Source organism: Henriciella sp. (assembly GCF_029937755.1).
Lineage (GTDB): Bacteria > Pseudomonadota > Alphaproteobacteria > Caulobacterales > Hyphomonadaceae > Henriciella.
On the sequence record NZ_JAPYPG010000005.1, the window covers coordinates 229,289 to 245,039 of the forward strand.

Annotated in this window: 6 protein-coding genes; 5 read left to right on the top strand and 1 reads right to left on the bottom strand. The window is 65.0% G+C overall.

All coding sequences use genetic code 11. The features are described from left to right. Window positions 1-20 precede the first annotated feature (20 nt). From Q1K29_RS12875 to Q1K29_RS12895, 5 genes are all read left to right on the top strand, one after another. A complete protein-coding gene (locus Q1K29_RS12875) occupies window positions 21-1,523 on the top strand; it encodes a PfaD family polyunsaturated fatty acid/polyketide biosynthesis protein (protein ID WP_300395441.1) in 1,503 nt (500 codons plus the stop codon). Between the two features lie 28 nt (window positions 1,524-1,551). Beyond that, complete coding sequence (locus tag Q1K29_RS12880; RefSeq protein ID WP_300395442.1) at window positions 1,552-5,550, top strand: beta-ketoacyl synthase N-terminal-like domain-containing protein; 3,999 nt, start codon at window positions 1,552-1,554, stop codon at window positions 5,548-5,550. A gap of 71 nt (window positions 5,551-5,621) precedes the next feature. Next, window positions 5,622-7,040, top strand: coding sequence for an SDR family NAD(P)-dependent oxidoreductase (locus Q1K29_RS12885; RefSeq protein WP_300395443.1), 1,419 nt, complete (start codon window positions 5,622-5,624; stop codon window positions 7,038-7,040). Continuing rightward, window positions 7,033-14,292, top strand: coding sequence for a beta-ketoacyl synthase N-terminal-like domain-containing protein (locus tag Q1K29_RS12890; RefSeq protein WP_300395444.1), 7,260 nt, complete (start codon window positions 7,033-7,035; stop codon window positions 14,290-14,292). Before Q1K29_RS12885 ends, Q1K29_RS12890 begins: the two co-directional genes overlap by 8 nt. Then, a complete protein-coding gene (locus tag Q1K29_RS12895; protein WP_300395445.1) occupies window positions 14,279-14,863 on the top strand; it encodes a hypothetical protein in 585 nt (194 codons plus the stop codon). The genes Q1K29_RS12890 and Q1K29_RS12895 overlap by 14 nt, the downstream gene beginning before the upstream one ends. Here the strand turns inward: Q1K29_RS12895 and Q1K29_RS12900 are convergent. After that, the gene (locus Q1K29_RS12900) at window positions 14,853-15,488 is read right to left on the bottom strand and encodes a 4'-phosphopantetheinyl transferase superfamily protein (RefSeq protein WP_300395447.1); all 636 of its coding nucleotides are present in this window, start codon (window positions 15,486-15,488) and stop codon (window positions 14,853-14,855) included. The genes Q1K29_RS12895 and Q1K29_RS12900 overlap by 11 nt on opposite strands. Window positions 15,489-15,751 lie beyond the last annotated feature (263 nt).

The window sequence follows — 15,751 nt, forward strand, 5'->3', positions numbered from 1 at the left end:
AGGGGAATGGAAGCATCGTGTTGACCTCATCACCGCTTCATTCGGAATCATCCGCCTCAACCGGCCCGGTTGAAGCCCGCCGCGCATTCCCGTCTCAGCAGACTGCAGGCACCGCTCTGGACATCTATCCCGAATGGCTGGGCGACCAGCGCTTCAGTCATCAGCATGGCAGCCGCTTCTGTTACGTCGTGGGGGAAATGGCCCGCGGTATCGCGACCCCGCTTATGGTTATTGAGGCCGTAAAGGCCGGTCTGGTCGGCTTCTATGGCAGCGCTGGCCTGCGGCCTGAAACGATTGCCGCCGGCATTGACGAAATCGAGGCCGGTCTCGGCAAGAACGCGCCAGCCTGGGGGGCCAACCTCATCCACTCTCCACAGCAGCCGGGCTATGAACGCGCCGTGGTGGACCTCTTCCTGGCGCGTGGCGTCGCCCGCGTCTCGGCCTCTGCCTTCATGGCGCTGTCCAAGGAGATCGTGCGCTACAGTGCCAGAGGCCTGTCGCGTGCCGAAGATGGCAGCATTGCCCGCTCCACCCATGTCTTTGCCAAGGTCTCCCGCGCTGAGGTGGCGCGTCACTTCATGGCGCCGGCACCCGACAAGCTTCTTGCTGGCCTTGTGTCCGCAGGCGATATCAGCGCCGAACAGGCAGAGCTTGCGAAGCTCGTTCCCGTGGCTGCCGACATCACGGCCGAATCCGACAGTGGCGGCCACACAGACAATCGCCCGGCCGGCCCGCTTTTCTCCTCGCTTTTACGCACGCGTGAAGATGTCTGCGCAGAGTACGGCCTCTCGCCAGACATGATCAGGATCGGCCTGGCCGGAGGGATCGGTACGCCCTGGGCAGCTGCCGCCGCCTACCAGATGGGCGCGGCCTATATCCTCACTGGCTCGATCAACCAGGCCGCCATCGAATCCGGCCTGTCGCCCGAAGGCCGAAAGCTGCTCGCAGAGGCTGGTCCGGCGGACGTCGCAATGGCACCTGCCGCCGACATGTTCGAGCAGGGTGTCGAAGTCCAGGTACTCAAACGCGGCACGCTGTTCGCGATGCGCGGCAAGCGGATGTGGGAGATCTACAAGGCCCGCTCCGGTTTCGAAGACTGCACGCCTGACGAGCAGAAATTCATCGAGACCGCGCTTGGCGAACCCTTCGCTGCCGCCTGGGAGCGGACGCGTGCCTATATGCAGGGCGCCAATCCGAAGGAACTTGCGCTCGCCGAAGCCGAGCCGCGCCGCAAGCTCGCGCTTGTTTTCCGCCGCTATCTCTTTTTCGGAGCACAGTGGGCCCGCGATGGCGAGGCGGCCCGGCTGCGCGACTTCCAGATCTGGTGCGGGCCGGCCATGGGCGCGTTCAACGAATGGGCAAAGGGAAGCCCGCTCGAAGCGCTTGAAAACCGGACCGTGCGCCAGATCGCGTGGAACCTGCTGGACGGGGCAGCGCACATCACCCGCATGCAGGCCATGAGAGCCACCGGCCACGACGTGCCCGGTTCAGCCTTTGGTTACCAACCGGGGCTATTTCAGTAACGTTTGATTAGCGGAGGGGCTGATCAGAATGACCAGTAAGACCACTCATCCAGCCGATATCGCCGTTGTAGGCCTCGGCGCCATGTTTCCGGGACGCGGCAACACTGCAGGCTTCTGGCGCGACATCGCCGAAGGCGTCGATACGCTCGGCCCGGTGCCAGAGACCCACTGGCTGATCGAGGACTATTACGACGCCGACCCGCGCGCGAAGGACAAGACCTATGGACGCCGGGGCGGTTTCCTCTCACCGCAAGGCTTCGATCCCCTCGCATTCGGCATCCCGCCCAACCAGATCGAGGCGACCGACACCGCCCAGCTTCTGGCCCTGATCGTGGCCCAGCAGGCCCTCGATGAGGCCGAAGCCGCGACCAATGGTGTGATCGACCGCAAGCGCACGAGCTGCGTCCTCGGTGTCGCGTCGGCCACCGAACTGGTTGGCCATATGTCCGGGCGCCTGCAGCGTCCGGCCTGGGTAAAAGGCCTTCGCGAAGCCGGCCTGCCGGAAACCCAGGTGCAGGAGATCGCCGACCGGATTTCCTCGAATTTCTCTGAATGGAAGGAAAGCACCTTCCCTGGCCTGCTCGGCAATGTCGTCGCCGGGCGTATCGCCAACCGGATGGACCTTGGCGGCTCGAATTTCGTCACCGATGCAGCGTGCGCGTCTTCGCTCTCTGCCGTGCAGGTCGCACTGCACGAGCTCAACTCCGGCGACAGCGACATGGTGCTCGCCGGGGGTGTCGACACGCTGAACGACATCCTGATGTATATGTGCTTCTCGAAGACGCCGGCACTTTCCCCGACTGAGGATTGCCGCCCCTTCTCGGACAAGGCCGACGGCACCATGCTCGGCGAAGGCATTGGCATTGTCGCGCTACGCCGCCTCGAAGATGCCGAGCGTGATGGCAACCGCATCCATGCGGTGATCAAGGGTATCGGCGCGGGGTCTGATGGCCGGGCCACCGCAATCTATGCGCCCCTGCCTGACGGTCAGGCCCGTGCGCTGAAACGCGCTTACGAACAGGCTGGGTACGATCCTCGCACTGTGGAGCTGATCGAGGCCCATGGCACGGGCACGAAAGCCGGCGACGCCGCGGAGCTCGGTGGACTGAAGCTGGTCTTCTCGCCAGACGGTGAGCCGGTCGATGAGCCGTGGTGCGCCATCGGGTCGGTAAAATCCCAGATCGGTCACACCAAGGCGGCTGCAGGCTCAGCCAGCCTCATCAAGACTGTGATGGCCCTGTCCCGCAAGGCCTATCCGCCAACGATCAAGGTCGACCAGCGCGCGCCAGCGCTCACCGGTTCGCCCTTCTATCCCAACCGGGAACTGCGACCCTGGGTTCGCAAATCAGACCATGCTCGCCGCGCGGCTGTCAGCAGCTTCGGTTTTGGCGGTTCGAATTTTCACCTGACACTGGAAGAATATACCGGACCCAACGCCGCCCAGCCCGAGCGCACCCTGTCAGCCGAACTCTTCATGATCTCTGCCGACACCCCCGAGCGCCTGGAAAAGATCCTCGAAGCGCTCGCCGCCCGGCTGGAGCATGAGGAAGACCTCGCCATCGTTGCGTCGGAAACCCACAGCGCCTTCGACATCACCGCGCCCTGCCGCGCCTCGATCGTCGCTACCGACAATGAGGACTATGCCGAGAAAGCCGGCAAGCTCGCCTGGCTGCTCAGCTCAGCTCAGGCCGAAGCCGCGCCGCGCCCGAAAGGTGTCAGCGTCTCACTGTCACCGGCCAGCCCCGGCAAGCTTGCCTTCCTGATGCCCGGCCAGGGCAGCCAGTATGTTGGCATGGGCCGCGACCTGGCTCTCGCCTTCCCCGAAGCGCGCACGGCCTGGGATCTCGCCGCCAGCCACAAGAAGACCGGCAAGCAGGCGTTGCACAATCTCGCCTTTCCGCCCTCGGCCTATACGCCCGAGGAGGCTGTCGAGCAGGCCGACCGGCTGACTGCGATGGAGAATGCCCAACCCGCACTCGCCGCCGCCTCGCTCGCCGTTCTCGCCGTGCTCGACAAGGCCGGGCTGTCGCCTGAAATGGCTGCCGGCCACAGCTTCGGCGAGATCATGGCGCTGCAAGCCGCTGGTGCCCTGAGCGCGGATGACGCGCTCACCGTGGCCCACAAGCGGGCAAAGCTGATGGCCAAGGCCGCCGCATCGAATGAAGGCGCCATGCTGGCCACGCAGGCCGCCGCAGAAGCCCTCGCACCGATCCTGGAAGACCATCCGGATGTCGTCATCGCTAATGACAATGCTCCAACGCAGACGGTGCTATCCGGCCCGGTCGAAGCGATTGAGGCCGCCCGCGCCGCCATCGAAGCGGCCGGTATCAAGGCCCGGCGGCTGCCCGTGGCCTCGGCATTCCATTCGCCGATCGTTGCTGGCGCCGTCGATCCGTTCCGCAAGGCGCTGGAGAAGGTGGACTTCGCCAAGGCCCGCTTCCCGGTCTTCGCCAATGTCTCGGCGAAACGCTATCCGCTTGCCTATGCAAGACAGCGCGACCTGCTGGCCACGCAGATCGAAAGCCCGGTCAAGTTCCGCTCCATCATCGAGGCGATGGCCGAAGACGGCGTCACCACCTTTGTCGAGGCAGGCCCCGGTACGGTGCTGACCGCCCTTGTCGGCCAGATCCTGCCCGGCAAGGCAAACGCCGTCGCGCTCGACGACAAGAAGGGTGACGGTCTCGCCGCTTTCCTCTCCGGCCTCGGCAAGCTTGCCGTGCTCGGCCACGCAGTCGATTTCAAGGCACTCTTCGCCAACATGCCCGCGCCGCAACCACGCAAGCCGCGCTCGAAACATGCGATCGACCTGAACGGCGCGAATTACCACAAGCCCTATCCGCCCAAAGGCGGCGCCGCGTCCCTGCCGCCGCCCAATCCTGAGCGGAGCGCGCCAGCGCAGCCAGCCGCCGCCGCGACCCGCCCGGAGCCGCGCACCGTGGCGCCGCCATCACCCACGCCCAAGCCCGACCAGACGCCGGAACCACCGGCGCGGCCCGCACCGCAAAGCGCCGCCACACCCCCAACACCTACGCCCGCAGGAGCCCAGTCCGTGACCCAGTACAGCCGCCCGGCCAGTGACGCCAACGAACGCATCCACGCAAACATGACAGCCGCCCATGCCGACTATATCGAGGCGCTGCGTGCCGCTCATGCGCACTATCTCCAGGCCTCTTCCAGCCTGCTCGGGTCGGCCTCCAGCCATGTAATCGATCACGAACCGCAACAGCGCCGCCAGCTTGCCCCGCCGCCGGCCCCCGCCGATGCTCCGCAAGCCGAGGCGCCAGCCGCACCAGAGCCTGCCCCGCAACCGGCTGCAGCGACCGCCCCCGAGCCTCAGGCCGCCCCGGCTCCGGCAGCACCTGCACCAGCAGCGCCGGCACCGGCACCCGCCACACAGACGGCTCCGGCCGCTCCCCCTGCAGCCCCATCACAAGACTTCAGCGGCCTCGTTGCCGCCCTCGTTGCAGAGAAGACTGGCTACCCGGTCGATATGCTCGAGCCCGACATGGACCTTGAGGGCGAGCTTGGCGTCGACTCCATCAAGCAGGTCGAAATCCTGTCGGCCCTGCGCGAAAGCATGCCGGAGCTGCCGGAAGTCGAGCCCGAACAGATCGCCGAACTGCGCACCATCCGCAAGATCGCAGACTTCCTCGCCCCTGCCGGCTCATCTGCCCCGGCGCCTGCGAAGAATGGGAATGGCAATGGGCACACGAATGGAAACGGCAACGGCCATCACGCGCCTGCGACTGAAGTACCCGCCGCGACAGCACCAGCCCCTGCCGCGTCGGCTCCCGCCGGCGATGACATGGCCGAGCTTGTCCGTGGCCTGATCGCCGAAAAGACCGGTTATCCGCCAGAAATGCTCGAGGACGATATGGACCTCGAAGGCGAACTTGGCGTCGACTCCATCAAGCAGGTCGAAATCCTCTCGGCCTTGCGCGAGCAGATGCCCAACCTGCCAGAAGTCGAACCGGAGCAGATCGCCGAGCTTCGCTCGATCCGGAAGATCGCCGATTTTTTTGGCTAGGGGGCGCGCCGGCGCCTGAGCGCGCCGCCCGCCCCGCGCCTGATCCGGCACCGCCTGCTGAAACGTTGGCGGTGCGTGCGGTCACATACCAGCCGCAGATCCCCGTCGGCAGGGTCACGCCCGGCCTGCGTGAGGCCGCGCTGATAGAATTCATCGGCAGCGATCCGGCACACGGACAGGCCATCGTTCAGGCCATGCTGGAAGCGGGCTTTGTCATCCGCGAAGTCGCCCAGCCCTCCGGTCAGGCCGATGCGCTGATCCTCGCCCATGGCCTTACCGGCACGACGCTCGACGCCCATTGCGGCGCGCTGGAAGCCATCTCGGCTCAGGCGAAACGTTTCGAGGAACGCGGTGGAACGCTGATCCTGCTTCAGGACACCGGCGGGCGCTTCCAGCCAACCGACCATCGCGCCTGGCGCGGCGGCCTGACCGGGCTGGCCCGCACAGCCGCCCGTGAATTCCCCAAGGCGACCGTGCGCGCTATCGACATGGACATTGCCGATCTCGGTCTGCAGGGCGCGACCGACCGCCTGGTCGAGGAGCTATTGAGCGGTGGCACTGCCCCGTGTGTTGGCCTGTCGGCACAAGGCCGGCTCGTTCCAGCCGATGGCCTTGCTGCGCTGCCCGGCAACCGGCCGGGCCTGATCGGCTCACAGGATGTGATCCTTGTCACGGGCGGTGCGCGTGGGGTCACCGCTGATTGTATCATCGAACTCGCCCGGCGCACGCAGGCGCGGTTTGCCCTGCTCGGCCGCTCCGCAATCACACCGTGGCCCGACGACCTTGCCCCTGTCACAGATGAGAAGGCCCTGCGCGGCGCCCTTGCCGCCCGCGCCAAGGCGAAAGGCGAGAAAGTCTCGCCCGCAGCCCTCAACAAGGAGGCGCGCGCCCTGCTGTCGGGTGCCGAAATCCGCAGTACGCTGGGCGCCATCGAACAGGCTGGCGGCAAGGCGCTTTACGTACCGACCGATGTCGCCGACCCGGCTGCTTTGGTTGACGCGCTGTCACGCATTGAGGCCGGCCTTGGTCCGGTCACCGGTCTTGTCCATGGCGCAGGCGTTCTGGCCGACAAGCTGATCCGCGAGAAGACCCGTGACCAGGTGGAAAAGGTCTTTGCGCCAAAAATTTCCGGCCTTGAAGCGATCCTTGCACTGATCAACCCCAACCAGCTGAAAACAATTGCCTTTTTCTCATCTGTCGCAGCCCGGTACGGCAATGCCGGGCAGGCTGATTATGCGATGGCGAACGAGATCCTGAACCGCATGGCACACTGGCTGAAAGCCGCAAATCCTGACGCCGCGATTACCTCACTTGGCTGGGGCCCATGGGATGGCGGCATGGTGGATGAGAGCCTGAAAGCGAAATTTGCCGAAATGGGCGTTTCCCTCATCCCGCGTATGGCGGGGGCCAACCTTTTTGCGGACGCGGTGCTTGCTGGCGATGCCTGCCCTGTGGAACTCGTGATCGGCTCCGAGATTGCCCATGGCTGACGGCGGGTTTGAGCCGATTGCCATTGTCGGACGCGGCTGCGTCCTGCCCGGCGCGCTAACGCCAGCCGCGCTATGGCAAGCCGTGCTCGAGGATCGCGACCTGCTGAGCCAGGCGCCTGCGGGAAAGTGGGGCGTCACCGATAGCGAACAGGCCGCCATGAGCTATCGCGGCGGCTTCGTCACCGGCTTTGACGACGTCTTCGACCCGTCCGCATACGATCTTGGCGAGATCGGCGTGCTCAGCCTCGACCCGCTTTTCCAGTGGCTGCTGCATGCGGGGCGTGAGGCCTGGCAAGAGGCCGGTAGCCCGAAGGTGAAGCGCAAGAAGCTCGGTGTCATCGCCGGAAATCTCGGCTATCCGAGCCGTACGCTCTGTGACTTTGCCGGTGATATCTGGGACAGCGGCCAGTCCGAAATCGAGCCCTTTAACCGCTTCAATACCGGTGGCCCCGCCCGCCTGCTCGCACAGGCGCTTGGCGCAAAAGGCCCGGCCTTTGCGCTGGATGCCGCCTGCGCATCCTCGCTGTATGCCGTGAAACTCGCCTGTGACCGGCTGCAGGACGGCTCGCTCGATGTGGCGGTCGCGGCAGCGGTGAACGGGGCCGATAACCTTATCCTGCATCAGGGCTTCTCGGCGCTGAACGCGCTCAGCCCCACAGGCCGGTCGCGTCCCTTCGTGAAAGGCGCTGACGGGCTTGTCCCGGCTGAAGGCGCAGCAGCCATCGTGCTGAAACGGCTGGCCGACTGCACCAGCGATGACACGGTGTACGGTGTCATTCGCGGCATTGGCCTTTCCAATGATGGCCGGCGCAAATCGCTATTGGCGCCGGATGAAGGCGGACAGGCCGAAGCCATGGCGGCAGCCTGGGCCATGTCCGGGCTTGATCCGTCTGCGGACATTGGCCTCGTTGAAGCGCACGCCACAGGCACACCCACCGGTGACAAGGTCGAACTGATGGCGACCGCGCAGCATTTCGCCGGTGTTGACGGCCTGCCTGTTGGCTCGCTCAAGGGCAATCTTGGCCACCTGATAACCGCAGCAGGTCTGGCCAGCCTCATCAAGATGAGCTTCGCCATCAATGAGGGCATCATACCGCCGACCCGGCTCGACGGCGCGGCGCTGGATAGTTTTTCCACCTCCACCCTCATCCCTGCCCGCAAGGCTGATTGGCCGGCAGACCGACAGCGCGTCGCCGCGATCAGCAATTTCGGCTTTGGCGGCAATAATGCCCACTTGATCCTGACAGCTGATGAGGGTGAGCGCCCGAAACCGCCGAAGCGCAAGCGCTCGAAACCCGAAGCGGTGATCTGCTCGACAGGACTGTCCATGGGCCCTGACCGGGGCGTGGCAGCAGTGCTGCAGCGCCTCTCGCGTCCGCCACAACAGGCACGCGGTGCGATGGCAGAGGTCGCTTCCCAGCCTAAATTGTTGCGCACCCCGCCATCCGAGCTGCGATCGGCTCAAGGTCAGCAGCTCGCCCTTTATGATGCGGTCGATGAGGCTCTGAACCGCCACCCGCTCGAGGACGGCGCACGCGTCGGCGTGTTCACCGGCTTTTCCTGTTCGCCTGAGGCAGCCCGCTGGATGCTCCGTGCCCGGATTGCCGAGCGACTGGGTCTTGATCCACAGGCGCCGGAAACTGATGCGATCCGGAATGACATCGCGCCGCCGCTCAAGGCTGGTGATGTGCTCGGTGCGATGCCGAACGTCTCGGCCAACCGCATCAATGTCCGGGGCGACTGGCGCGCGCTTGGCTTCGCCGTGATGGAAGAAGAGGTGTCGGGCCTGCGCGCACTGGAGCTCGCCATGCGCGCGCTTGAGGCCGGCGAAATCGACGCCGCCATCGTTGCTGCCGCCGACCTCTCTTCCGACCCTGTTCACGAAACCGCTACCCGCGAAACAGGCGGCGATGCCGCTGTGGCGTTTGTCCTGAAGCGGGCCGGCGAAGCCGATGGCCCGCTTCTGAAATCGCTGAAGCTCGACGGTGCGCGGGCTAAGCCAACGCTGTTTGAACACCTCTATGGCCGCTCACATGCCGCTGGCAGCCTCGCCCGGCTCGCGGTGCAGGCCGAACTGACCGCGCGCGGCCTGATGCTGGAAGACACAGGGCTCGCCCCCTCGCTGGACCGCAAGGCCCTGAAGCTCGCACTCCCTGGGGGAACAGCAAAGCTGAAGGCGACCCCACGCCCGGCACCCGATTTGCTGCGCCAGGCACCGCTGCTCGAAACCTATGCCGCCGACACGCCCGAAGCGCTCGCCAAAGCAATAAGTATTGGCCAACAGGGCGGATCGGGGCTTTCCCGCCTCGCCTTCGTCGCGAGCGATGAAACCTCGCTTGCGGCTAAACGGGATGTCGCCCTCGCTGCGCTCAAATCAGGCCACGCGCCAGCAGGCGACGGCATTCATTATGGCGCCGGTCCAGCGGCAGGCGATCTCGCCTTCGTCTTTACCGGCGCCGCCGCGGCCTATCCCGGCATGGGACTCGGGCTGTTTGCCGCTTTCCCAGAGCTCGGCCCGTTGATGACGCAGAAATTCCCGGCGGCCCAGGATGTCGCCCGGCTGCTCGCCACGGGTCTTGCACCGGCCTATGATCAGCTGCGGGCCACCACGCTTATCACGCAAGCCCAACATATCCTCCTGACGCGGCTGCTCGGTCTCAAGCCGAGCGTGGCCATGGGGCTTTCCTCCGGTGAAACCAATTCGCTTATTGCGTTCGGCGCCTGGGTCGATGCCGACGGTCTCATGGCGACGATCGGTGAAAGCGGGATGTATACGGAAGACCTGGCCGGCGCCTTCCGGACCGCGCAGGCCGCCTGGAAGGATGATGCCCCCGTCGAGTGGCAGACATGGCGCGTGCGGGCGGAGGAAGCCCGCATCCGTACAGCGCTTGAAGACGAACCGCGCTGCGACCTCACCATTCTTTACAGCCCGACCGACGGTGTCATCTCAGGAGACGCGGCTGCCTGCCAGCGCGCACTGAAACAGCTTGGTGGGTCGGCGATCCGTGTGCCGCATGACCTTGTCGTCCATACACCCATGATGGCGCCCTATGAAAAGACCTGGCACCAGCTCCATCACCGCAAGACAAAAGCGCCCAAGGGCGTCCGCTTCTACGCCAATGCCGTGAATGGCGCATACACGCCGAATGCGGATACGATTGCTGACATGCTCACGGGGCAGGCCGTTTCGGAGATCCACTTTCCGAAGACGCTCGCCCAAGCCCATGCCGATGGCGTGCGGACCTTTGTGGAGATCGGCCCGCGCGACACGCTGACCGGCGCAGTCCGTGAGACGCTGGGCGAGACTGTTCAGGCTGTCGCGGCAGACCGGTTCGGGCAGCCTGCCCTGATGGACATTGCAACGCTCAGTGCGACAGTCTTCGCGGCCGGGCACACCATCGACACAGGCTGGATAAAGACCCGCCTCGCCGAAGCCCGCAACAACGCCATACCGTTACGCACAAAGGCTCCCGGCGAGATGGTCTTCCCCGCCCACGCCCCGCTGCCCCGCCTGCCGAAGCGGCACCCGAAGAGACACGTTTCAAGACCGGAGGCGAAAGCCCTGAAACCCTTTACTCCGCCCCCGCCAAAACCGGCCACCGGACGCACACTCCACCTCCCGCCCGGGTCGACGTGGACAGCGCCATCCGGTCCCGGCACTAAGGCCACGGCGCTCCTCGAACGGCCTCAGACGACACCGACGGCTCGCCGCGCTACGCCGAAGCTGGCCACGGCGGCGAAACCGCATGTCCGCCCGCTGGAGCGCTGGGAGCCGACCGGCCCGAGCTTTACGCGCGCCGAGCTGGAGCAGGCGGCCGCTGGAAGGATTTCCGATGTGTTCGGCCCGCAATTTTCCGCGCAGGATAAATTCCGTCGACAGGTCCGCATGCCACGTCCTCCGCTGCTGCTGTGCGACCGGATCACCGGCATCGACGCGGAAGCGCTGGTTCAGGGCAAGGGCACGATCTGGACGGAAACCGATGTCACCGATGGCCATTGGGCCGTCAGCGACGGCGTTCTGCGCCCCGGCCCGCTGATCGAGGCTGGTCAGGCCGATCTTGCGCTCATCTCCTGGATGGGCGCCGACATGCTGAACTGTTCTGATCGCGTCTACCGCCTGCTCGGTTGTGAGCTGACCTTCCATGAAGGCGGCCTGCCGCGCGTGGGCGAAACCGTCCGTTTCCAGATTTCCATCAAGGGCCATGCGGAGCTGTCCGGCGTGCGCATGTTCTTCTTCGAATATGACGGCTATGCCGATGACCGGCTGGTTCTGTCGGTGCGCAACGGACAGGCAGGCTTCTTCACCGATGAAGAACTTGCCAACTCCAAGGGCGTCCTCTGGGACGCCGAAACGGACAGCGCGCCAACCGCCGATGCCGTGCTGGACAAAATGGCGCCGACGGCGAAGCGCAGCTTCAGTGCTGCCGAGGTCGCCGCCTTCCGCGCGGGCGATACGTTCCGCTGCTTCGGCGAGGGCTTCGAGCGCGCTGCGCCGCAGACCAGACCTGCCCGACTGCCGTCCGGACGGCTCGCCTTGTTCGATGATATCGAGAGCTTCGATCCAGCAGGCGGGCCATGGGGGCGCGGCTATCTGAAAGCCCGCCAGCATGTGCCGAAAGACGCCTGGTTCTATGATGGCCACTTCCACGAAGACCCCTGCATGCCGGGCACGCTGATGGCCGAGGCCGCCGTGCAGGCGCTGGAATTCACCGCCGCCGCCATGGGCCTCACCGTGGACCGCGACAGCCATGTCTTCGAGCCTATGCCGGGCGAGGCCGCGACCTTCTATTGCCGTGGCCAGGTCATTCCGGACGCCGATCATGACGTCACCTATGAGGTCTTCGTGGACGAGGTGATCGATGGCGAAGAGCCGGTCGTCTTCGCGAGCCTTCTTGCACGCTCGGATGGCCGCAAGGTCTTCTACTGCCCCCGCTTCGGCGTACGCCTGCGCCGCCAGTGGCCGGAAATGAAGAAGGCGGCCAACGTCCCGCATTACGTCAATGATGAGTGCGATGTGCGCGGTGACGAGGCCGCCATGATCGAATGCGGCTCGGGTGCCCCAAGCAATGCGTTTGGCTCCATGTATGCGCCCTTCGACACGCGTGGCGCCGTCCCGCGCCTGCCGCAGCCGCCTTACCATATGGTGAGCCGCGTCCTGTCCGTGAGTGGACCATCCGGCCAGCAGAAGGCCGGGCTCACCGCCGTCGCCGAATACGACATCCCACCGGATGCCTGGTACTTCCTCGATGGCGGCACAGGCACCATGCCTTTCTCGGTGCTGACCGAAGTCATCCTGCAGCCCTGCGGCTGGCTCGCCTCCTATTCGGGCTTTGCCCTGTCCGGCGAGACGCGTTTCCGCAATCTTGACGGCAAGGGCACGACCGCGCGCCAGATCCGCCCTGAAGACGGCACGATCCGCACACGGACAACCCTTACCCGCTGCTCTCGCGTCGGCCCGATGACCATTGTCTTCTTCGAACTCGAAGCGACCCTCGCAGACGGGACACCTGTCGTGACGCTGGAGACGAGCTTCGGCTTCTTCACGAAGGCGTCGCTGGCCGCACAGGCTGGCCTGAAAGCCAGCGACGAGGCGCGTGCCTTCATCAATGCACCCGCCGATCCGCCAAGCGAGGCCGAAACCGTCCTGCCGGCTTCCACTGGCAGGCTTGGCCTTCTTGATTTGATCGACCGATATGAGCCGGACGGCGGCGAAAACGGCCTTGGCCGCATCCGCGCGCGCCAAAGCGTCGATCCCTATGCCTGGTATTTCCGCGCGCACTTTTTCTCCGACCCGGTCCAGCCCGGCTCGCTCGGCCTCGACATGCTGGTCCAGCTGCTCGCCCGCGCCGCTGATCTGAAGGGAGCCGGCGCCGGCTTCGACGATCCGGTCTGGGAACCGGTCGCCCCCGGCAATGAGGTGGCCTGGACCTATCGCGGTCAGGTCACGCCAACAGCGAAACAGGTCACGGCAACCGTCGAGATCGACCACATCGAAACCGGGGAAGACGGGAAAACCGTCCTCGGGACGGGATCGCTCTGGGTCGATGGTTTGCGAATTTACGAGATGCGCGGCGTGAGCATCCGGGTGCGTGAAAAAACCGGACTGGAATCGGACTGTCACCGGACTGTTTTCGGACCCTCATTTCCGGCCTGGGTCGGCGCGCACCGGCCCACCCACACCCTTCCGGCGCTGCCGCTCCTCTCGCAGGCCGGGATGCTGTTGCGACAGGCACAGAACACCGGGATTTCCGGATACCCAATTGAAATAAAGGCGTTTTCCCCAAAGCAGTGGGCGAACATTCCAGAGGACAGCCTACGGCTCGAGACCCGTGTCAGACCCGACGGCCGGGCGACCCTGCGCGCACGAAAGACCGCTGACCCTGACGCCCCCTTCCACATACTGTCCGCTGGAGAGATCGTCTCTCGCCCCCGTCCACCCGCGCCGCGCCTGAAACCGCGAGACCATGGTGTGCCACTGCCCGATCCTTATGAAACAGCCGACCTCTTCCACGGCCCCGGGCTGCGCCCCGTTACCGAAATGCGCCGTGATGCAAGCGGCTTTGAGGCGACGGTCGATCTTGAACAAGCCGCCCATCCGGGGGACGCGTTCGACGCGGTCATCCTGGATGCGCTGGTGCACGGCCCTCCGCACGAGCGCCCGGAAGAGTGGTTCGACGGTGTCGAGGATTGCGCGATCTATCCCGTTCGTATCGACCGGCTGGTGATCTGTTCCGACCTTCCCGAGACCGGCCACCTTACCATTCGGGGCGTGCCCGGCCAGCGCGATCCGGCAACCGGCGACCTACCCGTCACCATTGAGGCCTTCCTCGGGACGAAACTGTGGGCGCGCCTGGACCTGATCGAGAAAGCCTATCCGAAAGGTCCGCTTGCCGCGCTGGAGCCCCTGGAAAGACGCGATTTTCTGACGGGCGCCAGCGATGCCCATCCGTCACCGCTCAGCCGCTGCGACGGGACACGCACGCTCCTGTCCCCCGCCGATGTTATCGCGTGTGACTGGTTGCCAGGCACGGTTGCCGCCGCCTGGGGCTGCGACGGGCTGACGGGCAGTGCGCTGGTCAAAGCTGTCGCAGTGAAGGAGCATTTTGCGCGCAAGTGGGGGATCCACCCGCGGAAAGTCCAGTTCGATCCGCCATTCGTCATTGGACCGCATGGCCGTCACCGCTACGAATTGACGTTCGAGTCGAAGGCCCGGGCATGGGCCGTTGCGGATGATGTGTATGAGCAAGATTGAGTTGATTGTGGTGGATGAGCGCACGCTGCCGCTGGTCCAGCACCTGCGCTACCGGGTCTATTGCGCCGAGAAACAGTTCGCCATGCCGGGCGCCGATCATGAAGCCCGCATGTTGTTCGACGAGGCGGACTCACTGGGCGTAACCTTCGCTCTTTTCGACGGTGCCGATCTTGTCTCAAGCGCGCAGGTGATCCCGGTCGATCCGCTCAAGGCCCCTGATAAGTTTGCGGTTTTTGATCTTCGAAATGCCTTGCCCCGGCCCGACCATGGCGCCGTAATCGTCTCGAAACTGGTGACCGCACCGGACCGCCGCGGCTCCAAAACGCTCGGCCCGGTGATGCGCGCGGTGCTCGATTTCGTCGCGCAGGAAAAGCGCCGCTACATCGCCATCCTGGCAGAACCCTCAATGCGGGACTTCTATGTCTCCATGGGCTTCGACATCATGAAGGAAGACATTGATGCCGCGCCCTTTGGAAAGGTCGCGCTCATGGTCTTCGACATGCGCGATGAGCGTCATACGAGCGGCAAGTCGCTCGCCGGGTGGATGTTCAAATCGGTCTTTACCGGCTGAAGGCCAAGACGGCGAGCCAGTCCTCAGACGGATGGATGGCCTTGAGGTGAACGATCGTACCGCCCTCGTCCAGTTCGACATCGTCAATGCCGCCAGAGATGAAAGGCACTGGAATGTCTATGGTTTTCGCGCCACCGCGAAACCCGTTGCCCCGCCATTTCAGCACAGCTTCCTTGGCACACCAAAGGCGGTAGAAACCGTGGAGCGCGTCCGGCCCATCCCCCAGTCCCGCCATGACCGCGCGTTCGGTCTGCGTGGCGATCATGTCGAGCATCGGCGCAACACGACGCGGCAGCACCTGTTCCACATCTGCCCCCAGTCGTCCGTCACGAAGCAGCGCGGCAAAAGCGTGTGGGCCGGAGCGGGACCAGGAAACCGAGACGCTATCATCCCCCTCCACGCCGGGCGGCGCATCATCATGGATCTCAAGCCTGACCGCATCTTCCGCTAGCCGCAGTTCACGCGCCGCCAGGAGGCGCATCAGGTGACGGGCATGCAGGAAGTTCTGGGCGTGGGCAGGATCAATCAGTCGTCCGGCCCGGTCGGCTTCACGCTGGTCTCGAGGACTGAGCGGAGGCGCGGCGGCCTGCCGGCAGGCATGGGTCCAGACCGGTGTATCCTGCATTCGGTATCTGCTCCCCGTCCGGCGTGACCGTCACAACTGGCTGCTAAGACGGTGCATTGAATTTTGCATGTCTTTCAAGACTTTCCACACGGCTTTGTGCCTACTCTTGCCGATGATGCCGACACTCAATCAACAGACCTTTCCGCCGCATGAAGACGGTCGCAAAGCGGCCGGGCGGCGCCACGCCGCCGCCTGTAAACGCAGCCCCGCATGGCAACATCACAAAAAGTCCTGCGTTTATTCATTTCCGGTTTGGTTCGGTC

Excerpts from the sequence above, each read along its gene's own strand:
- Q1K29_RS12880 (WP_300395442.1), top strand. The coding sequence starts at position 1,552 with ATGACCAGTAAGACCACTCATCCAGCCGATATCGCCGTTGTAGGCCTC.
- Q1K29_RS12890 (WP_300395444.1), top strand. The coding sequence starts at position 7,033 with ATGGCTGACGGCGGGTTTGAGCCGATTGCCATTGTCGGACGCGGCTGC.
- Q1K29_RS12895 (WP_300395445.1), top strand. The coding sequence starts at position 14,279 with ATGAGCAAGATTGAGTTGATTGTGGTGGATGAGCGCACGCTGCCGCTG.
- Q1K29_RS12900 (WP_300395447.1), bottom strand. The coding sequence starts at position 15,488 with ATGCAGGATACACCGGTCTGGACCCATGCCTGCCGGCAGGCCGCCGCG.